19 protein-coding genes and 1 pseudogene are annotated in these 18,978 nt (G+C 72.9%); 2 read left to right on the forward strand and 18 right to left on the reverse strand.

Going from position 1 to position 18,978, the window contains the following annotated elements; translation table 11 throughout:
- Positions 1-207: 207 nt before the first annotated feature.
- Positions 208-2,181 (forward strand): alpha/beta hydrolase, encoded by a 1,974-nt coding sequence (locus tag ACSNOC_RS22620; protein WP_436749379.1) that lies wholly within the window; start codon positions 208-210, stop codon positions 2,179-2,181.
- Between the two features lie 30 nt (positions 2,182-2,211).
- On the opposite strand, the gene ACSNOC_RS22625 is transcribed toward ACSNOC_RS22620, so the two are convergent.
- The 6 genes from ACSNOC_RS22625 to ACSNOC_RS22650 all read right to left on the reverse strand — a co-directional run bounded on the left by ACSNOC_RS22625 (position 2,212) and on the right by ACSNOC_RS22650 (position 9,242).
- Complete coding sequence (locus ACSNOC_RS22625; protein WP_436749380.1) at positions 2,212-3,753, reverse strand: AI-2E family transporter; 1,542 nt, start codon at positions 3,751-3,753, stop codon at positions 2,212-2,214.
- 142 nt (positions 3,754-3,895) lie between these two features.
- Positions 3,896-4,606 (reverse strand): transglycosylase SLT domain-containing protein, encoded by a 711-nt coding sequence (locus ACSNOC_RS22630; RefSeq protein ID WP_436749381.1) that lies wholly within the window; start codon positions 4,604-4,606, stop codon positions 3,896-3,898.
- Between the two features lie 503 nt (positions 4,607-5,109).
- Positions 5,110-6,447 carry a PhoH family protein gene (locus ACSNOC_RS22635; RefSeq protein WP_436749382.1) on the reverse strand — a complete coding sequence of 446 codons (1,338 nt, stop codon included), beginning with the start codon at positions 6,445-6,447 and terminating at the stop codon, positions 5,110-5,112.
- 305 nt (positions 6,448-6,752) lie between these two features.
- Positions 6,753-7,520 carry an isoprenyl transferase gene (locus ACSNOC_RS22640; RefSeq protein ID WP_436749383.1) on the reverse strand — a complete coding sequence of 256 codons (768 nt, stop codon included), beginning with the start codon at positions 7,518-7,520 and terminating at the stop codon, positions 6,753-6,755.
- Positions 7,521-7,736: 216 nt separating this feature from the next.
- Positions 7,737-8,498 (reverse strand): prepilin peptidase, encoded by a 762-nt coding sequence (locus tag ACSNOC_RS22645; RefSeq protein WP_436749384.1) that lies wholly within the window; start codon positions 8,496-8,498, stop codon positions 7,737-7,739.
- Between the two features lie 216 nt (positions 8,499-8,714).
- Positions 8,715-9,242, reverse strand: coding sequence for a DUF1990 family protein (locus ACSNOC_RS22650; RefSeq protein WP_436749385.1), 528 nt, complete (start codon positions 9,240-9,242; stop codon positions 8,715-8,717).
- Positions 9,243-9,365: 123 nt separating this feature from the next.
- Between ACSNOC_RS22650 and ACSNOC_RS22655 the strand changes: the two genes are divergently transcribed.
- A complete protein-coding gene (locus ACSNOC_RS22655) occupies positions 9,366-11,141 on the forward strand; it encodes a serine/threonine-protein kinase (protein WP_436749386.1) in 1,776 nt (591 codons plus the stop codon).
- 6 nt (positions 11,142-11,147) lie between these two features.
- Here ACSNOC_RS22655 and ACSNOC_RS22660 read toward each other — a convergent pair whose 3' ends face one another.
- The 12 genes and pseudogenes from ACSNOC_RS22660 to ACSNOC_RS22715 form a co-directional block, all read right to left on the reverse strand.
- Positions 11,148-11,873: an OmpA family protein gene (locus tag ACSNOC_RS22660; RefSeq protein ID WP_436749387.1), complete on the reverse strand. Its 726-nt coding sequence runs from the start codon at positions 11,871-11,873 to the stop codon at positions 11,148-11,150.
- Between the two features lie 9 nt (positions 11,874-11,882).
- The gene (locus tag ACSNOC_RS22665) at positions 11,883-12,488 is read right to left on the reverse strand and encodes a hypothetical protein (protein WP_436749388.1); all 606 of its coding nucleotides are present in this window, start codon (positions 12,486-12,488) and stop codon (positions 11,883-11,885) included.
- Positions 12,489-12,523: 35 nt separating this feature from the next.
- The gene (locus ACSNOC_RS22670; protein ID WP_436749389.1) at positions 12,524-13,060 is read right to left on the reverse strand and encodes a hypothetical protein; all 537 of its coding nucleotides are present in this window, start codon (positions 13,058-13,060) and stop codon (positions 12,524-12,526) included.
- A gap of 44 nt (positions 13,061-13,104) precedes the next feature.
- On the reverse strand, positions 13,105-13,308 hold the full coding sequence (locus ACSNOC_RS22675) for a hypothetical protein (RefSeq protein ID WP_436749390.1): 204 nt from the start codon (positions 13,306-13,308) through the stop codon (positions 13,105-13,107).
- Between the two features lie 342 nt (positions 13,309-13,650).
- Positions 13,651-13,974 carry a hypothetical protein gene (locus ACSNOC_RS22680; RefSeq protein ID WP_436749391.1) on the reverse strand — a complete coding sequence of 108 codons (324 nt, stop codon included), beginning with the start codon at positions 13,972-13,974 and terminating at the stop codon, positions 13,651-13,653.
- A gap of 23 nt (positions 13,975-13,997) precedes the next feature.
- The gene (locus ACSNOC_RS22685; protein WP_436749392.1) at positions 13,998-14,648 is read right to left on the reverse strand and encodes a hypothetical protein; all 651 of its coding nucleotides are present in this window, start codon (positions 14,646-14,648) and stop codon (positions 13,998-14,000) included.
- The gene (locus ACSNOC_RS22690; protein WP_436749393.1) at positions 14,645-14,941 is read right to left on the reverse strand and encodes a WXG100 family type VII secretion target; all 297 of its coding nucleotides are present in this window, start codon (positions 14,939-14,941) and stop codon (positions 14,645-14,647) included. Before ACSNOC_RS22690 ends, ACSNOC_RS22685 begins: the two co-directional genes overlap by 4 nt.
- A gap of 87 nt (positions 14,942-15,028) precedes the next feature.
- A complete protein-coding gene (locus ACSNOC_RS22695) occupies positions 15,029-15,916 on the reverse strand; it encodes a DUF5936 domain-containing protein (protein WP_436749394.1) in 888 nt (295 codons plus the stop codon).
- A 22-nt stretch (positions 15,917-15,938) separates the two neighbouring features.
- The gene (locus ACSNOC_RS22700; RefSeq protein ID WP_436749395.1) at positions 15,939-16,928 is read right to left on the reverse strand and encodes a type II secretion system F family protein; all 990 of its coding nucleotides are present in this window, start codon (positions 16,926-16,928) and stop codon (positions 15,939-15,941) included.
- A gap of 3 nt (positions 16,929-16,931) precedes the next feature.
- Positions 16,932-18,272 carry a CpaF family protein gene (locus ACSNOC_RS22705; RefSeq protein WP_436749396.1) on the reverse strand — a complete coding sequence of 447 codons (1,341 nt, stop codon included), beginning with the start codon at positions 18,270-18,272 and terminating at the stop codon, positions 16,932-16,934.
- 94 nt (positions 18,273-18,366) lie between these two features.
- On the reverse strand, positions 18,367-18,759 hold the full coding sequence (locus ACSNOC_RS22710) for a TadE/TadG family type IV pilus assembly protein (RefSeq protein WP_436749397.1): 393 nt from the start codon (positions 18,757-18,759) through the stop codon (positions 18,367-18,369).
- Positions 18,760-18,762: 3 nt separating this feature from the next.
- Positions 18,763-18,978, reverse strand: a pseudogene (locus ACSNOC_RS22715) (ParA family protein); the annotation flags it as partial.

The raw sequence follows: 18,978 nt of genomic DNA on the forward strand, positions 1-18,978 counted from the left end.
GGGGCGGCCTGGGGGGGAGAGGACGCCCGGCGGACGCGGACCGGGCTTCTCCGGCGGCGCGGCGGCGTACCCGTGCTCCGGCGGAGACACGTCCGCGTCACCCCGGAAGCACGGAAGGGAACCAAGGTCGCAACGCCGCTTAACGGGGCCGCGTCTGATCCCCTAGCGTGAGGGTCACGCGGTCGAGGCTGACGGGGCGGAGAAGAAGTGAGTGAGCAGACGGGACCGGGCACGGAATCCGAGCGCGCGCCCGGACCCGGCGGCGTCGCCCCGGACACCGTGGAACGGCCGCGGGAGGAGCCGGGGCCGGACCTGATCCCGCCCGGAACGGCCGGGCCCGTCACCGTGCCCGAGCAGGTCACCGCGGTCGGGCCCGCCGCCTCCACGTCCGCCACCGGGCCCGGAGCCGCGGCGCCGGCCGCCCTCCGCTCGGCCGCCCTCCGCTCGGCCGCGCGCCGGGCCGGGGACATCGCCCTGGCGGTGGCCCGCAAGCCGTACTGGGAGCGGCCCGGGTCCACCTGGGTCGTCCGGCGCTGGCCCGACCTGACCGCCGGGCTGGCCGCCACCTTCTTCTTCTGGCTGTCCCTGACGCCGTCCCTGGTCCCCAGACCCTGGTACTACCAGGGGGCCATCGGCGGCATCACCGCCGCCATCGGCTATGGCCTCGGCGCGCTGCTGAGCTGGCTGTTCCGCCTGCTGTCGCCCTGGCTGCCGAGCGAACGGGTCCGGGCCCGCTGCTGGCTGGCGTACCTCGTACTGCTGCCCGGCACCGTCGCCTACCTGCTCGGCCGGAGCGCCGACATGCAGCGCGAGCTGCGCCGCCTGCAGGGGATGCCGCCCACGCTCACCTGGCACTCGCTGATGATCGCGCTGATCTCGCTCGCCGTGCTGGCGCTGCTGCTCGTGGTGGCCCGGTCCATCCGGCTGGGCACCCGCGCCCTGACCCGGCTGCTGAACCGTTTCGTGCCGTGGCCGGTCGCGGTCGCCCTCGGGCTGGTCCTCAGCACCACTTTCGTGGTCATCGGCACCCGGGACGTGGTCTGGGACCGGGGCATCCTGGAGATAGCGGACCGCATCGCCGCGGCCAAGGACCGCAGCACCGACCCCGGCGTGATGCGGCCGTACTCCCCGATGCTCTCCGGCAGCCCCGACTCGCTCATCTCCTGGGAGGACCTGGGCAACAAGGGCCGGACGTTCACCGGCACCGCGATCTCCAGCGAGGAGATCGCGGACTTCACCGGCGAGGAGGCGCGCGACCCCATCCGCGCCTACGTGGGCCGCGCCGCCTACGACGACTACGCGGACGGCGCCGAGCTGGCCGTGCGGGAGCTGGAGCGCACCGGCGCGTTCGACCGCGAGGTGCTGGCCGTCACCGGCACCACCGGCACCGGCTGGGTCAACCCGACGACGGTGGAGGCGCTGGAGTACATGCACGGCGGCGACACCGCGGTCGTCACCATGCAGTACTCCTACCTCCCGAGCTGGGCGTCGTTCATGGTGGACAGGAACGAGGCCGGCGTCGCCACCGAGGCGCTGTTCGACGCCGTCTACGCGCGGTGGCAGCAGGAGCCGGAGGACGACCGCCCGAAGCTCCTGGTGTTCGGGGAGAGCCTGGCCGTCTCCGCGATCGAGTCGGCGTTCGACGGGCTGGACGACATGGTCGCCAGGACGGACGGCGCCCTGCTGATCGGGCCGCCCAGCTTCAGCCCGATCCACACGGAGCTGACCGAGAACCGCGACCCGGACAGCCCGGTGTGGCGCCCGGTGTACGACGAGGGCCGGCACGTGCGGTTCGCCCAGTTCCCCGAGGAGGACCTGGTCCGCCCGGCCGGGGAGGTCTGGGAGGAACCCCGGATCGTCTATCTGCAGAACGCCTCGGACCCGGTCGTGTGGTGGTCCCCGAACCTGCTCTTCCAGCGGCCGGAGTGGCTGAACGAGCCGCTGGGCCCGGACGTGACGTCGGCCATCGACTGGTTCCCGTTCGTCACCTTCTGGCAGACGACGGTGGACATGGCCGTGTCCTACGGGGCGCAGGCCCCGCACGGGCACCGGTACGGCTCGAACCCGGTGGACGCCTGGGCGGCGATCGCGCCGCCCGCCGGCTGGACGGACGCCGACACCGACCGGCTCGGGTGGCTGCTGGAGGTGCGGCACCCGCCGAAGCACGGCTGGGCGGGCTGAGGGACCGGGCGGCGCCCGGCCCTCCCCCTCCTACGCGCGGTCCTCGCCGGTCCCGGCCGTGTCCGCCGCGCCGCCGTTCCCGTTGCCGTTGCCGTTCGCGGCGCCGTTCCCGGCCCCGGTGTCGGGCCCCGGTCCGGGCTCGGTGACCGCGACCGCCGGGGTCGGGGCCAGCTCGGCCACGGTCGCGCCGCTGAGCACCGTTCCGGCGCGCCGGTCGGCCTCCTCCTGGTACGCGCGCAGGTAGCCGACGACCGTGCTGGTCACGGCGATCAGCGGCACGGCCACGATGGCGCCCGGGATGCCCGCCAGCATCGATCCGGCCGCCACGCCGAGCACCACGGCCAGCGGGTGCACCCGGACCATCCGGCCCAGGATGAACGGCTGCAGGATGTGGCCCTCGATCTGCTGGACCAGCAGCACCACGCCCAGCACCAGCGCCGCGTCCATCACGCCGTTGGTCACCACGGCCACCAGGACCGCCAGCGCGCCCGACGCGATGGCGCCGACCAGCGGCACGAACGACGAGACGAAGACGATCACGGCCAGCGGCACGGCCATCGGCACGTCGACCACGAACAGCCCGATCCCGATGCCGATCGCGTCGATCAGCGCCACTATCACCGTGCCCCGCACATAGCCGGTCAGGGTGATCCAGGCGCGCGGCCCGGCCCCCGCGACGCCCTCGCGCGCCGCGCGCGGCACCAGCCGCAGGAACCAGTGCCACACGCCCTGGCCGTCGTAGAGGAGGAAGAGGACGACGAAGAGGGTGATACCGGCCCCGGACAGGAACTCGACGACGTAGTTGACGCCTTCGAGCCCGGCCGAGGTCAGCGTGTCACTGTTGTCGCTGATCCACTGGTTGACGTTGTCGACCCACTCGTTGAGGTTGTCCTCGGTGATGTCGAACGGCAGCTCCAGGATCCAGTCCCGCAACTCCTCGATGCCGTCCTGCACTTGGTCCACGAGCCGGTCGGAGTTCTCTATCACCTGCCACACCACGAACCAGCCGATCAGGCCCATGACCGCGAAGCCGCCGAACGCGGTGACCGCCGTCGCCGCGCCGCGGCTGAAGCCCGCGCGCTTGAGCCAGCCCACGACCGGCTGGAGCAGCGCCGTGATCAGCAGACCGGCGGTGAAGGAGATGACGAGCAGGCTGATCGCGCTGACCACCTGCATCAGCACCCAGATCACCCCGGCCAGCACCAGCGTCCGCCAGCCCGCCTCGGCCGCGACCCGGACACCCCACGGGATCACCTCGGCCGGCTCGGGCCGCTCCGCCGGCGCCGGGGCCCCGCCGCCCGGCCTTCGCCCGCCGCCCGCCGCGCCCTCGCCCGCGGCGGGCAGCGACGGCCCGCCGGAGAGCACGGCCTGACGGACCCTTGCCTCCAGCGGGCGATCCGCCGGATCCGGCCCGCGCCGCAGCTCGGGCACCGCCTCCGCCGCCTCGGCCTCGCCGCGCTCCCCGGCCTCCGCCTCCAGGCGCTCCTGCTCGCGCTCGGCAGCGGCCCTGAGGCCCAGCACGCGTCTGGTGACACGCCCAAGGCCCTCCCGGGCCCGGCTCAGTCGTGACATCCCGTTTCCCTCCGCCCCCATGTGGCTCACCGCGGTGCGCGGCAGACGTTACCGTGCGCGGCCCCCCGGCGCCCCGCATCCCGGGAACGCCGAAGTCCCCGTACCGGATTCGGTACGGGGACTTCACGGTGCGTGGAACGGATCAGTACCAGCCGTTGGCGGTCCAGAAGTCCCAGGCGCCGCACGGGCTTCCGTAGCGGTCGTTCATGTAGTTCACGCCCCAGCGGATCTGGGTGGCCGGGTTCGTCTGCCAGTCGGCTCCCGCCGAGGCCATCTTCGAACCGGGCAGGGCCTGCATCAGGCCGTACGCGCCCGAGGACGGGTTCGTCGCGGTGTGGTCCCAGCCGCTCTCGTGGTCCACGATGTTGGAGAAGCACTGGAACTGGTCGGCCGCCACGATCTGGCGGGCCATCGCCTGGACTTCCGCCTTCGTGTACGACGACTGCACGGGGAAGCTCGTGTCGCTCGCCGCCGCGGCGGCGGCCTGCGCCTCCAGGGCGGCCTCCTCCGCCTCGCGCTCCGCCTGCTCCTGGGCCTCGCGCTCCGCCGCGGCCCTCCGCTCGGCCGCGTCCTCGGCCGCCTGGATGCGCGCGGCCTCCTGCGCGGCCCGCCGGGCCTCCGCGTCGGCCGCGTCGGCCTGCGACTCCGCCTGCTGCGTCAACGACGCTGTGTGCAGCTGGGCATTCGTGCCGGCGGGTATCTCAGCGAGCAGCGTCGCGTCCGCCGCGACCACCTCGATGGCGTCCGCGGGACGAGCCTGCTCGTCTCCGGACGCGACACCGACGGCAGCGCCGACGGTGGTCACCGCGGTAGCGGACGCCACTGCGAATCCCCGGACCGAAATCCCGGTCACACGGTTTTCCTTCCGACATCGCCCACTCGGCTGACCCTGTGGGCGCAATCGTGCCCCTGACACGGGCCTCCCCTGGGTGTGGTCACAGGAGGCACTGGCCCGGTCGGAGTCTCGCGCGGTGAGGCGCGGGACCCGCGTGGTACTTCGGGCGGCATACGGCGAGCGGCTGTTCAGTTGTAAAACGCAGTCCTTGCGGTGCCCTTGGGGGACATCGGGGCCGTATGCGGGGCCTGACAGACGCACACACTGCCGGACGCGGACACCCCGAGGCAATTCAGCCCCATGTGGGAAAGGTCACACGCCGTTTGGGCTTGTCAAATCGCGGATAAGCCTTATCAAGGCCCCCACCTGCGCCTACGGCGCCCCGGCGGTCCCGTCGGCGAGGCGATCACGCCCCCGTTGCCCCATAAGGGAAACCCGGCATCATATGACCGGAGTTCCGCCCCCCCCCCCCTTTCGGGGCAGGGGGGCGGGCGTCCGCTCCGGGGTGCCGGGAGGCGTCCCTAGATCCGGCCGTCCTCCAGCATCTCCGTCACCAGGGCAGCGATGGGCGACCGCTCGGAACGGGTCAGCGTCACATGGGCGAAGAGCGGGTGGCCCTTGAGCCTCTCCACCACCGCCACCACGCCGTCGTACCGGCCCACCCGCAGGTTGTCCCGCTGGGCGACGTCGTGCGTGAGCACCACGCGCGAGTCCTGGCCGATCCGGGACAGCACCGTCAGCAGCACGTTCCGCTCCAGGGACTGGGCCTCGTCCACGATGACGAACGCGTCGTGCAGCGACCGGCCCCGGATGTGGGTCAGCGGCAGCACCTCCAGCATGCCGCGCGCCACCACCTCCTCGATCACCTCGCGGGTGGTGACCGCCGACAGGGTGTCGAACACCGCCTGGGCCCACGGGTTCATCTTCTCGGCCTCGGTGCCCGGCAGATAGCCCAGGTCCTGGCCGCCGACCGCGTACAGCGGGCGGAAGACCATCACCTTGCTGTGCTGGCGCCGCTCCAGCACGGCCTCCAGTCCCGCGCAGAGCGCGAGCGCCGACTTGCCGGTGCCCGCCCGGCCGCCCATCGAGACGATCCCGACCGACGGGTCGAGCAGCAGGTCGAGCGCGATCCGCTGCTCGGCGCTGCGCCCGTGGATGCCGAACGCCTCCCGGTCCCCGCGCACCAGCCTCACCCGCCCGTCCGGCGTGACCCGGCCCAGCGCGTGCCCCCGCTCGGAGGAGATGACGAGACCGGTGTGCACGGGCAGCGCGGCGGCCTGCTCGTCGTGGACGCTCTCGGTGGCGAACAGCTCGTCGACGGCCTCTCCGGTCAGGGTGATGTCCACCATGCCGGTCCAGCCGTCGGCGTCGGTTATCGCCAGCTCGGCGCGGTACTCCTCGGCCGCGAGCCCGACCGACGACGCCTTGATGCGCAGCGGCAGATCCTTGGAGACGACCGTGACGTCGTGCCCCTCGGCCTGGAGGTTGCGCGCCACCGCGAGGATGCGCGAGTCGTTGTCCGCCAGACGGCCCCGCTCGTTCAGCATGGCGGCCGGCAGGACCGCCGGATCGGAGTGGTTCAGCTCGACCCGCAGCGTGCCGCCCAAGTCACCGATGGGCAGCGGGGTGTCGAGCCTGCCGTGCCGCACGCGGAACTCGTCCAGGCGACGCAGGACCTCCCTCGCGAAGTATCCGAGTTCGGGGTGGTGCCGCTTCGCCTCTAGCTCGGAGATGACCACGACCGGCAGGACGACCTCGTGCTCGTCGAAGCGGGTGATGGCCGCCGGGTCGGCGAGCAGGACGCTGGTGTCGAGGACGTACATGCGCCGGTCGTTCGAGCGCTTGTTGCTGGTGACCACGTGTGGACGAACCCCCTCGGATGAGGTGCGGAATCACGGCGCCCGGAGCGCCGGGGGTCAGACGGCCGGCGCCGGCCCGCATGCGCGCGGGCCCGGTACCGGCCCTGATCCCCACCTGACTGAGGGGGTGACGTGGTGCGCAAACGGGCCTCCCGGCGGACAGCGACGACGCGCTGTCCGCCGGGAATATGCCCGCTGGCTGCGCATCTCATGCGAAGAATGCGCTGGCCGGGCGGAGTGTCCGCCCGGCCCCCGGCCCGTACGGGAACGTTCGCCGGACGGCCGCCCGGTGTTCCGCGGCCGGCTCAGATGCCGTAACGCCGGTGCCGGGCGGCGTAGTCGCGCAGCGCCCGCAGGAAGTCGACCTTGCGGAAGGCCGGCCAGTACGCCTCGCAGAAGTAGTACTCCGAGTGGGCGCTCTGCCAGAGCATGAACCCCGACAGCCGCTGCTCGCCGCTGGTGCGGATCACCAGGTCCGGGTCCGGCTGGCCGCGGGTGTAGAGGTGCTCGGAGATGTCCTCCACCTCCAGGCCCTCGGCGACCTGCTCCAGCGTCTGCCCCTCGGCCGCGCGCTTGGCCAGCAGGGAGCGGACGGCGTCGGTGATCTCCTGCCGGCCGCCGTAGCCCACCGCGACGTTGACGAGTATCCCCGTGCGGCCCCGGGTCATCTCCTCGGCCTCCCGCAGCACGTGCCGCGTGCGCTCCGGCAGGACGTCCAGCGCGCCCACGTGGTTGACGCGCCAGCGGCCGTCCTCGGCCAGGCCGCGGACCGCGCCCTCGACGATCGACAGCAGCGGGGTGAGCTCCTCGGGGGCGCGGTTGAGATTGTCCGTCGACAGCATCCAGAGCGTGACGACCTCGACATCCGTCTCGGCGCACCAGCCGAGCAGCTCGTGGATCTTGGCGGCGCCCGCCTCGTGCCCCTGCCGCGTGGTGCTGCCCGCCGCCTTGGCCCAGCGGCGGTTGCCGTCCAGGATGACGCCGATGTGCTTCGGCCCGCGGTCGGTGTCGAGACTGCCCTCCACCCGCCGTGCGTACAGCCTCACGGCCAGGCGGCGCAGCTTGTTCCTCATCGTGTCTGTCAGCCCCTCCGGTGCCCTCGTCCCCGACCCCGGCACTCTACTGCCGCCGGCACCGCCCCGGGCACCGCGACCGAAGGATCCGGCCGCCGGTCCGGCACGGGCCGGGCACAAAAGCGGGCCGGTCCGTGGGGGGGGTGACGGACCGGCCCGAGGGGGGGATTCCACGGTAACGCATGAGTGGCCATGGTGGCTGCACCTTCCACAGAATCAGACCGCGAGTCCGCCCAGGACGAGCGCCGCCAGGGCGCCCAGCACCATGAACGGGCCGAACGGGATGGACCGTCCGCGCCGCGGCCTGCCCACGATGACCAGGGCGAATCCGTACCCGGCGGCGAGCAGGAAGCCGGCGAACGTGCCGAGGAACACCGCGGCCCAGCCGTACCACCCCAGGGCTACTCCGATCGAGGTAGCCAGTTTGACGTCTCCGAAGCCCAGGCCCCGCGGGTTGATGAGGAAGAGGAGGAAGTACACCCCGGTCAGCACGGCCCCGCCGAGAAGCGCCCGCCGCCAGCTCCCGCCGGCCGCGGGCAGCAGGGCGGCCACGCCGAGCCCGGCGGCCACGGCGGCGGCCAGCGGGAGGGTGAGGACGTCGGGAAGCCGCTGCACGGCGATGTCGACGGTGGCGAGCAGCACCGCGACCGGCGCGGCCAGCAGCCAGACGACCAGCTCGGGGCGGGCGCCGACGGCGGCGGCCAGCAGCGCGCAGACCGCGGCGGCCACGGCGGCGAGCCGGCGGGGCGAGGCCCCGTAGGCGGGTGGCGGCGTGGTGTCCGCGCCGTCGCGGAGGCACCGCGCGCAGCGCCCGGTCCCCAGCCAGCCGCGCGGGCGCGCGGCCAGCGGGTGCCCGGCCGGGCAGGCGGACCGCCACGGCTGGTCCGGATCGACGGCCAGCCGGTACCCGGGCCGCACGAGCAGCGGCCCGGTCAGCGCGCCGTACCCCATGGCGGCGGCGATGAGGAGGGGGTGCACGGCCCGAAGCGTAATGCGGGCCGGCCTGCCCGAGTGGGGGGAGGGCAGACCGGCCCGGGGAATGGGGCCGGACCGGAGCGGGGGGGGTGGCTCACGGTCCGCCCCGCCAGCCGTCGCCGGGGTGGGAGTGACGACGCTGGCCGCACAAGTGTCAGCGGCTGCCAACGTTCGGAACACTACCCCACCTGGCCGGAACCTGGTCCCCCCATGCGGCGGTCAGCCGTCCGCGACGCGGCGCAGGGCGCGGCCGTAGCGGCGGGCGACGGCCCGCTGCGCGGCCCGGCCGACGGGCCCGGCGGCGCGGGCGTACCAGGCGGCACCCCGGCTGAACGCCGTGACCGTCAGCCAGACCGTGTCGTCCGGCAGCCGCTCGACGACGAACGCTTCCTCACCGGCCTCGGGATGTCCGGGGAGCGTGCCGTAGGCGAACCCGACCCGGTCCGGCTCGTCCACGACCCACACGACGCGGCACGGCGCGCGCAGCCGCAGCGGTCCGGCGCCCATGCCGACCGTGACCGCGACGCCCGGAGCCGCCCGGTCGGCGTCCGCCTCCACGGTCATGCCCACGGCGCGGTGCATGCGCCACTCCAGCAGCGCCCGCCCGGCCGCCGCCAGGGCCGCCGGGCCGGTGCCGACGCGGGTCCGCTCCCGCAGCGCGTGGAACCCGGGCGGCGGCGTCGCCCCCGCGCCGGCGTCGCGGGTGGCGCCGACGGCCGGATAGGTGAACCCGTCCTCAGTGGTCATGGGGACGTCGTACCCGGGCGGCGGCGGGCGCGCAAGCGCGGCCCGGGGCGCCGTGGCGGGCGGCACTAGGATGCGCACGGACGCACGAGACGCCACGATCCGCTTTCCGCCGGGGGGACATGCATGGCAGGGCAGCACGGCACGCCGCCTCAGTTCAGCGCGCTGGAGCCGGGGGACCCGCGGGAGGTGGCCGGCTACCGGCTCCAGGCCCGCCTCGGCGCCGGCGGCATGGGCAGCGTCTACCTCTCTTATACGCGCGGCGGTCAGCCGGTCGCGATCAAGGTGGTGCGGGCGGAGTTCGCCCAGGACCCGGAGTTCCGGCGGCGCTTCGAGAGCGAGGTGCGGGCGGCGCGGCGGGTGCAGGGCGTGTACACGGTGCCGGTGCTCGACAGCAACACCGAGGGCGCGGCCCCCTGGCTGGCCACGGCCTTCGTCCCCGGCCTCTCCCTGTCCGACGCGGTGCGCACGCACGGGCCGCTGCCGGTGGAGACGGTGCTGCTGCTGGTGGGCGGCGTGGCCGAGGCCCTCCAGTCGATCCACGGGGCCGGGATCATCCACCGGGACCTGAAGCCGGGCAACGTGCTGCTGGCGGCCGACGGCCCGAAGGTGATCGACTTCGGCATCGCCCGCGCCGCCGACGCCACGGCCCTGACGGGCGCGGACGTGCGGGTGGGCACGCCGGCGTACATGGCCCCCGAACAGATCACCGGCGCCCCGGCCACGCCCGCGACGGACGTCTTCGCCCTGGGCCTGATCACGCACTACGCGGCGACGGCCACCCACCCCTTCGGGGAGGGCACGGCCCACGCGGTGATGTACCGGATCGCCCAGTCCCCGCCCGACCTGACGGCGGCCCCGCCGGCCCTGCGCGACCTGATCACGTCCTGCCTGACCAAGGACCCGGCCGCCCGCCCCACCCCCTCCGAGGTGATCGACGCCTGCCGCGCCCTGTCCCCGGGCCAGACCCTGCGGAGAGAGGAGAGCTGGCTCCCCCACCCCGTGGCAACAGAGGTGACCAGCCGCGTCAACGCCGCTCCTCCCGTCCCTTCCACTCCTCCGACGCCCCGCACGCCGACGCGGTCGCCGGAGCCGTCCGTGCCGCCTTCGGCGGCCTCCGCCCCCACCGCGGCTCCCGCCCCGACCGATCCACCGGGCCGGGTCCGGCGCCGCGTGGCGCCGCTGGTGGCCGCCACCGCCGTGGTGGCCGCTGTCGCGGGTGGCTTGCTCGTGTCGCTCCTGGACCTGGGCGACGGCGACTCGCCGGACGACGGCGCCCCGGACACCGCCCAGACCTCCGCACCGACCGGGGAGGGGCCCGGGAACGACGAGGCGGGCGAGGCGGCCGGGGCCGGGGGCGGCACCGGATCCCCACCGGCGACCCCCGGCCCGGACGCGCCCTACACGCTGACGAACAGCGACGCCGAACTGAACATCGTGGCGCCGATGTACACCCCTGACACGGACGTGTCGCTCGACCGCTGCATCGGAGCCAACAACACGCTGGTCGACTTCGACGAGCTGCGGGTCGAGCACAACAGCTATTCGGGAGCCAGTGGCCCCTTCGGCGACTGGGAGCTGCAGTACATCTACTGCGACGACCCGAACCTGGTGGGCCAGGGCATCGAGTTCCACCCGGAGACCTTCGCGGGCACCATCGACGACCCGGACGCCACACCCGAGGAGTGTCACGAGGCGGCCAACGCCACCACCCTGCCCAACGTCATCTCCGTGCAGGACATCATGGAGGACGCCACGCTGCACCCGGGCGTCGGGATCTGCGCGGAGACCGCGGAGAACAACCTGGTGCTGCTCTGGATCGACGACGTCTCCGTCGATCCGTACAACGAGAACCTGCGCACCTACCTCATGACCGCGACGCAGTGGCGGATCAACGGCTGAGAGCCCTCACTCGCCGGTCGGCCAGGAGATCTCCACCCGCCGGTTGCGCTGGCGTCCTTCCTCGGTCGCGTTGTCGTACAGGGGGTAGTCCTCGCTGTAGCCACGGACGTTGAAGTTGATGACCTGGGGGTTGTCGAGGAGTTCCATCAGCGCTTCGTGCGTGTTCCTCGCCCGGCCCAGGGAGAGTTCGGTACCGCTTTCGTACGAGCCCTGGTCGTCGGTGAACCCGAAGATGTTCACCTGTGACGGCTGGTACTCGTTGATGGCGGTGGCGACCTCCATGAGGGCGCCGCGCGAGTCCTCGGAGAGCTGGTCACTGCCCTCGGCGAACAGAACGTCCGTCTGGAGCGTGAACTTGTGCTGTCCGCCGGTCTGTTCCTCGCGCTGTGCGCCGTCCCCGCCGCCGTTGGGCTCCTGCCCGCCGGGCTCCTCGTCGCCGCCGGTGCCACCGTCGTCACCGCCGTCGTCGGGCTGTTCGGTGCTGTCGAACCCCTCGTTGGCGAACTTGATATCGAGCACGCGCGGCTCGGCGAGGGTGGCCCCGTCGCCGAGCATCAGCCCGGCCGCGTCGGGATCGATGTCGGGCGGCGGCGGGGCCTCGTAGCCCGGCGGCTGCTCGACGACTTCGTCGTTCTCGTCGGCCGCCGCCACCGGCACGGCGAACGTCCCGACGACCAGGGCGGTCGTCAGGACGGCGGCGGCACGGCCCGACTGGTGCAGCAGGTACCTCATCACGACCCCTCAGTGAATCTCGATGGTGACGGGAGGCATCTGCCCGATCTGGAAGTCGACCTCCGTGGTCTCCGCGTCGGGCTGGGGGAACTGGGCGAACCAGTTCTGCGTGGCGCCGGCGTCGATCTGCAGCCCGAAGTTGGTGCACAGGCAGCGGCCGTCGGTGTCCCGCAGGATCAGATACCTCTTCCGCTCTTCCTGGGCGGTCAGCGTGGCCCCGGCCATGGAGAAGTCGTTGCCGGCCAGTTCGTTCTCCTCGCCCGCCCAGGCCGAGGTGCCCCAGTTCTCGCTGCCGCCGTTGTGAATGGTCCCCTCGATCGTGAGGAAGCCGCCGGCCTCGCGCTCGGCGCGGGTGATCGTCAGGGTGATGTTCTCCTCACCGGTCACCTGGCCCAGGATTTCCGGTTCCACCGGCTCGCCCTCGCCCGACGGCTCGCCCTCGGCCGAACCGTCCTCCTCCGTGTTCCCGCCGTCCGCCTGGCCCGTGGGCGAACTGCCGACGTCGCCGCCGTCGTCACCGCCTCCCCCGCCACAACTGGCGACGGCGACCACGAGTGCGGCGCCCAGAGCGACAACGATCAGGATCAGGCGCGACTTGCTATCACGGAGGTCCATCGGGGGCGGTTCCTTTACCTTCAACTCGTCGTCGGTCAATCGTCCAGATAGATGGAGAACAGGTCCCTGGCCTCGGGCAGTTCGTCCTCGTTGCCGGGGTCGAAGGACAGATCCCCGTCGTCATCGCAGCGGAGCTCCACACGGTCGTCCTCCTGGGACTCGCGCTCGCACCGGCTCCGGATGACGGCCGTCGCCTCGGCACGCGCCGTCTGGTCCTCCGTGCCGGGGATGAGGGACTCCCCCACAGTGTCGCGGGTCTCCACCCCCACGGTGTAGCCGGTACGTTCGTGATCCGGGTCGCACGAGGTGACGACGGCGTCGTTGCGGTCGGCCAGCCGGGGCGCGGCTTCCCCGCACGCCTCGGGTACGTCGAAGTCGTCGCCCTCCAGCACGTCCTCCAGGTCACCGTCGCCGCTCAGGGCGTCGAGGAACTCCTCGTAGAGGTGGTCCCTGCCCTCCCGGGCCGCGGCGAGGGCCGCCGCGTCGGCCGCCGACTGGCCGCTGCCGCGGAGGACCGCCGCCTGCGCGAAGACGAAGAAGAGGAAGGCCACCGACAGCAGCCCGGTGATCATCCATATGTAGAGCGGGAAGACGGCGCCCCGGCTCGGGTCGCCGGTCAGCCGCCGGTGATGCTTCCGACCGCTTCCCGGATGGAGTCGGACACGGTGGTGTCGAGATCCAGCGCCATCACGGCAACGACCACGGAAGCGATCAGGAGCAGCAACCCCGCGTACTCCACGAAGCCCGCGCCGCGGTCGTCGAAGCGGCCGTGGAGGCGTTGGGCGATCTTGTGGGTCCAGGTCGACAGCAGCCTGCTCATGGCGTCCCTCTCCTCCGGCTGACGCCGGTTCAGCCGGCCTCTCATGGCCCCTGTTCCGCCGCGCCTCACCGTACTGCGAAGCGTGGCGTCCGGGTATGGGGGACGGGTGGCCGTTCTGCCCCGAGGGCACCCGTGCGTCGGCGGGATGCGCCATGCCCGACCCCCTCCCAGCGGGCCAACCCGTACAGCTATCGGCACTGACTGTGCCACACCGAGCGCGACTTGGGCAGGGAGACCCCGGCGATCCGTTGGCATTCCGTAGTGCCGTGGACAACTGAGCGCGACCCCTCGCTCGGTGCGTGAGCACCCGTGCCCATCCGGCGGGGCGGGCAATCGCCGTTCCTAGACCGCCTGCTGCTGTCCGCCGCCCTCGCCGCCGCCGTCCTGGAGGGAGCGCTCCAGCTCCGCCTCGAAGTCGTTGACCGTGCGGATCACCGTCTCCGCCATCTCGGCGAGGCCGGTGAGCTGTTCGCTGATGTCGCCGCGGCCGTCGCGCCAGCCGCTGACGAAGCTGTCGAGGGCGTCGACGATCCTGCCGTCCCCGAACGAGTCGTTGTACTCGTCGAAGGTGTCCCCCGTACGGTTCATGTATTCCTTGACCGCGCGCAACTGCGGGGCGAACTCGCTCAGTTCGTCCAGCGGGATCGCGAGGCGCTCGTCGGACATGGTTCCCCCCCGGCTCTCTCGGGTCAGATGAAGCGGAACGTGGACGTGATGGCGTCGAAGACGTCGAAGAACGAGTCGGCCAGGTCCAGCACCTGGCTGCTGCCCGACACCAGCGCCACCGCCCGGGCGTCGTCGTCCGGCACCGGGATGAACGTCTGCATCAGCACCGCGCGCACGTGGCGCGTGTCGCCGGGGACCGGGATGTCCTCGATGCCGCGGGTGCGGGCGGCCACGCCGACGTCCTTGATCTCCACCGTCGACACCTCGCGCCACGCGTCGCCCTCCTTGCGGGCCGTCCGCGTGCCCAGCTGGGCCGCGATCGAGGCCGGGTCGGTCGGCAGGGCCTCGCCGGAGGAGGTGCGGGCGCCGATCACCGAGACGGTCACGGACGCGGTGATCGGCGGGCCGCCGCCGAAGCTCTGGGCCATGCAGCCGCAGTAGACCGCGCCCGAGTCCCACGCCTCGCGCGCCTGGCGGCGCAGGAACGACGTGATCACGTCGCGGTGCTCGGCCATCTCCGGCTGACCCTGGACGCGTTCGTCGACCATGCGGCGAATGCTGTCGTCCCTGCTCTCCGGGCGCAGGTCGAACTCCCACCAGGAGTCGGGCACCGATATCCGGAACCCCTGGCGTTCGATCGTGACCGCGTCGGTCCACTTGTCGGCCGTCGTCATTCGCGGAGCCCTTCCTCCAACTGCTTGTCCAGGTCGCGGAAGCCGTCCGCCGCGCCGTGCAGGAAGTCGCCCAGTCCCTGGAGGGACTCCACGGCCTGCCGGCCGCCGGTCGTGAACTCCTCGTACGACTGATCGAACGCCCGTGAGGAACGGGTCGTGACGTAGCCGTCCTGGACCAGGTCGCTGACGTACACCCGCAGCTGGTCCAGCTTGGTCGTCAGCTCCTCCTTGGCCGTGTGGAGCCGGTCGGCCGCATCGTGCATGTCCTGGTATGTGACGTCGAGATCTGCCATCGGCGGCACCCCCTTCCGGCCCAGCGTACGCGCGGGCCGGTCGTCGCTTCGCTACGGGTTCGCAACAGCTCAGTCCCCGAGGACAGCTCAGTCCCCGAGGACCTGGCCGAAGTCGGTGCCCGATCCCAGGATCATCCCGGTCACGATGATGATCATCGTGGCCGGGACCATGAAGACCAGCGTCGCCATCGTCGCCATCGGGATCGCCCGGGCCGCGCGGCGGCGGGCGTTCTGGGCGTCGGTGCGGCGCATGTCGCGGGCGATCTGGATCAGCGTGTCCGCGATCGGGGCGCCGAGCTCCTCGCCCTGCTGGAGGGCGGAGACGAACTGGTTGACCGGCTCCGAGTCGTTGCGGCGGCGCAGCTCGTCGAACGCCTGGCGCCGGGAGACGCCCACGTCCATCTGGCGCAGCGCGATGCGGATCTCGTCCGCCCACGGGCCCTCGTACCGGGCGGAGACCCGGTCCAGCGCCTGCCGGAAGCCGAGGCCGGCCGAGACGACGACCGCCAGCACGTCGAGGAAGTCCGGCAGGGTGCGATCGATGACGTCCCGCCGCGTCCTGATGCCCTGCCAGATCGCCAGGTCGGCCGCGAACGCGCCGAAGGCGAGGCCGAACAGCGCGAAGAGCGGGAAGCCGGCCGCGACGAAGACCAGCGTGGTCAGCAGGCCGAAGATCCCGTAGACCGCGCGGCGGGCGGCGTACCGGTCGATGGTGAGGCCCTCGGGGTTGCCCGCCTGGTCGATCCGCTTGCGCTTGCGGTCGACGGCCTTGCGGCCCATCAGCCGCAGCACCAGCGGCGCGAAGCGGATCCCGAGCCGGTCGACGGCGGAGCCGCCGGCCGAGACGCGGGTGGAGCCGACCTCCAGGGCGAGCTGGAGGTCGGCGGGCAACGGGGTGCCGGAGCGCATCATGCGCACGGCGGTGACGATCCCGAAGACGGCGGCGCCCATGGCCAGGCCGAGCAGCAGTCCCATGCGGCGTACTCCCTGTACTCCCTCAGACGTCGATCCGGCCGAAGCGGCGCACGACGACGAACCCGACGACGTACAGGCCGAGCGCGATCAGCATCGCGATCTGCCCGCCGGGGCTGCCGGTGACGCGGCCGAGGGCGCCGGGCGACATGGCGTTGATCATCAGCAGCGCGCCGAGGCCGAGCACCGGGACGGTGACGGCGGTGGCGTTGATCTCGGCGAGCATGGTGCGCACCTCGCGGCGGGTCTCCTTGCGCTCCTCCAGCGTGGCGGTGAGGTTGCGCAGCGAGGCCACGATGGTGCCGCCGGCCCGGTTGGCCAGGATCAGGGTGGTGACCAGCACGTTCAGCTCGCGGGACGGCAGCCGGGTGCCCAGCTCGTGCAGGGCCTCCTCCAGGGAGCGGCCGACGGCGAGCTGGTTGGCGACGATGGCCAGCTCGGCGCCGGCCGGGTCGTCCATCTCCTCGGCGGCCATGGACAGGGCGGTGCGCATGGCCAGGCCGGCGGCGGTGCCGTTGGCGATGAGGCGGGCCAGCTCCGGGAGCTGGTTGATGAACCGCTCGGTGCGCCGGGTCCGCTGCCAGTTGAGGAAGAGGTTGCCGCCCCAGAGGGCGACGAGCGCGAAGACCGGGCCGAAGAACGGCGCCAGCACCGCCGAGCCGATCAGCCAGAGGCCGGCGACCGCCGCCAGGACGTACGCCGCGTACTCGCCGACCGTCAGGTCGAGGCCGGTGGCCTGGAGCTTCAGGCGCAGGCGGCGGCCCAGCTCGGTGCGGCGCAGCCGCCGGTCGAGGCGCTGGAAGCGGCGCCTGCGGCCGGCCGGCGCGGACACCGCCTCGGGGGCCGGGCCGTCGGCGGGGGCCGCGGCGTCGGCCGGGGCGGCGACCGGCCCGGTGAGGCGGCTGAGCACGAGCCGCCGCTGCTCGCGCCCACCGGCGTAGAGCTGGAGCCCGGCCACGGCGCAGACCAGCGCGAGCAGCGCGAGGCCGAGGACGAGGAGGGACAGGGTGCCCATGGATCAGCTCGCCTCCCGGACGGCGAGGTGGGAGTCGTCGAGGTGGACGCCGAACGCCTGCGGGATCGGCTCGCCGGCCAGGTAGAGGCGGTCGGCGACGGCCCGCGGGACCGGGTAGTGGTGGAAGCGGCCGTGCACGCGGCCGTCGGGCGTCATCGGCTCGGCGCGGAACTCCGCGACGGTGGCGATGCGGAACGGCTCCCGGCCGCGCGAGGAGAGGATGGCGATCTCGGCCAGGCGGCGGGAGCCGTCGGGGTGCCGGGTGAGCTGGACGAGGACGTCGACCGCGCTGTTGATCTGGTCGCGCAGCGCCTCGAACGGCACCTGGAGCTCGGACATGGAGGCCAGGGTCTGCAGCCGCAGCAGCGCGTCCTCCGCGCTGTTGGCGTGCACGGTGGCGAGCGAGCCGTCGTGGCCGGTGGACATGGCCTGGAGCATGTCGAGGGTCTCGCCGCCGCGGACCTCGCCGACGATGATGCGGTCGGGGCGCATGCGCAGCGAGTTGCGCACGAGGTCGCGGATGGTGACCTCGCCCTTGCCCTCGATGTTGGGCGGGCGGGACTCCAGCCGGATGACGTGGCTCTGCTGGAGCTGGAGTTCGGCGGCGTCCTCGACGGTGACGATGCGTTCGCCCTCGGGGATCAGGCCGCTGAGCGCGTTGAGCAGGGTGGTCTTCCCGGAGCCGGTGCCGCCGGAGACGATGACGTTGAACTTCGCCCGGACCAGCCCGGACAGCAGCATGACCAGCTGTTCGTCCAGCGTGCCGAAGCCGATCAGCTCGGCGAGGGTGTAGGCGCGCGGGAAGCGGCGGATGGTGAGCGTGGCGCCGCTCAGCGCCAGCGGCGGGATGATGACGTTGACGCGCTCGCCGGTGGGCAGGCGGGCGTCGACCATCGGGTTCGACTCGTCCACGCGGCGGTTGACCGTGGAGACGATGCGCTCGATGGTCTGCATGAGCTGCTCCTCGGACGCGAAGCGCAGCGGCAGCCGCTCGACGCGGCCGGCGCGCTCGACGTAGATCTGGTCGGGGCCGTTGACCATGATCTCGGTGATGGAGGCGTCCTCCAGGAGCGGTTCGAGGATGCCGAGGCCCAGTGCCTCGTCCACGACGCGGCGGATGAGCAGGGCCCGCTGCTGGGTGGACAGCACGGGGCCCTCGCGGCTGAGGATGTGGCCCAGCACGCGTTCGAGGCGCTCGCGGCGCTCGCCGGTGCCGAGCGAGGACATCTCGGCGAGGTCGATCTCCTCCAGCAGCTTGGCGCGGTAGGTCGCGACGAGCCGGCCGTCGCCGGGGCCGGTGTCGGCGGCCTCGTCGGGCGCGTGGACTCGGGATCTCAGGCCCATCGCTCGCTCCTCACCTCGCTGTTGTTCCGGTCGCGCGGGGCGCGCCGGTCACGCCGGCCGCGTCCGCTGTTCCGCCCGCCGCACCTCGCCCGCCTCAGTCGCACGGCATCGTCACGGTCCTGGTGGCCTCGCCGAAGACGTCGAGGAACGGCAGCACGGAGGGGACCGAGACGCTCGCCGTCACGGTGGCCTCCTCGCCGCACGACTCCACCGCGGTGACGTCCACGGTCAGCCAGTCGCTGACGGCCGCCCGGCCCACGGCGGCGTACTCGTCCTCGATCTCCTCCTGCGCGGCGGTCCTGGCGGCGGCCCTGGCCGCGGACCCCGCCTGCTGTGCGGCATACCCGACGAGTCCGAGCTGAAGCGCGGTGAGGCCGACAAGAACGAGCAACGGCAGCCAGCCCGCGAACTCGACGGCGGTCACGCCCCGGTCGTCCCGCCACCCGGTGCGGCGCCGGGTGCGGCACCGCGGTGTCCGTCCGGCCATGGGTCAGCCCTCCTCGGCGGCGCCGGCCGAACCGGTGATCGTCAGGGGCAGGTTGAGCGCGCCGGGGAAGAGGACCGGGACCTCCAGGCCGACCTCGGCGCGGCGCACGGTGCCCACCAGGGGGCAGGAGACGTCGGCCTGCCAGGCGTCCGGCAGGTGCTCGGTGGCCGCCGCCTCGCACGCGGCCTCGGCGTCCCCGTCGGCACCGGCCGCGGCCCG

The sequence above is a fragment of the Streptomyces sp. URMC 129 genome (genome assembly GCF_051386415.1).
In the GTDB taxonomy this organism is placed as follows: domain Bacteria; phylum Actinomycetota; class Actinomycetes; order Streptomycetales; family Streptomycetaceae; genus Streptomyces.

Coding starts and splice junctions, on each gene's coding strand:
- ACSNOC_RS22625 (WP_436749380.1), bottom strand. CDS start 3,753: ATGTCACGACTGAGCCGGGCCCGGGAGGGCCTTGGGCGTGTCACCAGA.
- ACSNOC_RS22640 (WP_436749383.1), bottom strand. CDS start 7,520: ATGAGGAACAAGCTGCGCCGCCTGGCCGTGAGGCTGTACGCACGGCGG.
- ACSNOC_RS22650 (WP_436749385.1), bottom strand. CDS start 9,242: ATGACCACTGAGGACGGGTTCACCTATCCGGCCGTCGGCGCCACCCGC.
- ACSNOC_RS22655 (WP_436749386.1), top strand. CDS start 9,366: ATGGCAGGGCAGCACGGCACGCCGCCTCAGTTCAGCGCGCTGGAGCCG.
- ACSNOC_RS22660 (WP_436749387.1), bottom strand. CDS start 11,873: ATGAGGTACCTGCTGCACCAGTCGGGCCGTGCCGCCGCCGTCCTGACG.
- ACSNOC_RS22665 (WP_436749388.1), bottom strand. CDS start 12,488: ATGGACCTCCGTGATAGCAAGTCGCGCCTGATCCTGATCGTTGTCGCT.
- ACSNOC_RS22670 (WP_436749389.1), bottom strand. CDS start 13,060: ATGATCACCGGGCTGCTGTCGGTGGCCTTCCTCTTCTTCGTCTTCGCG.
- ACSNOC_RS22675 (WP_436749390.1), bottom strand. CDS start 13,308: ATGAGCAGGCTGCTGTCGACCTGGACCCACAAGATCGCCCAACGCCTC.
- ACSNOC_RS22680 (WP_436749391.1), bottom strand. CDS start 13,974: ATGTCCGACGAGCGCCTCGCGATCCCGCTGGACGAACTGAGCGAGTTC.
- ACSNOC_RS22685 (WP_436749392.1), bottom strand. CDS start 14,648: ATGACGACGGCCGACAAGTGGACCGACGCGGTCACGATCGAACGCCAG.
- ACSNOC_RS22690 (WP_436749393.1), bottom strand. CDS start 14,941: ATGGCAGATCTCGACGTCACATACCAGGACATGCACGATGCGGCCGAC.
- ACSNOC_RS22695 (WP_436749394.1), bottom strand. CDS start 15,916: ATGGGACTGCTGCTCGGCCTGGCCATGGGCGCCGCCGTCTTCGGGATC.
- ACSNOC_RS22700 (WP_436749395.1), bottom strand. CDS start 16,928: ATGGGCACCCTGTCCCTCCTCGTCCTCGGCCTCGCGCTGCTCGCGCTG.
- ACSNOC_RS22705 (WP_436749396.1), bottom strand. CDS start 18,272: ATGGGCCTGAGATCCCGAGTCCACGCGCCCGACGAGGCCGCCGACACC.
- ACSNOC_RS22710 (WP_436749397.1), bottom strand. CDS start 18,759: ATGGCCGGACGGACACCGCGGTGCCGCACCCGGCGCCGCACCGGGTGG.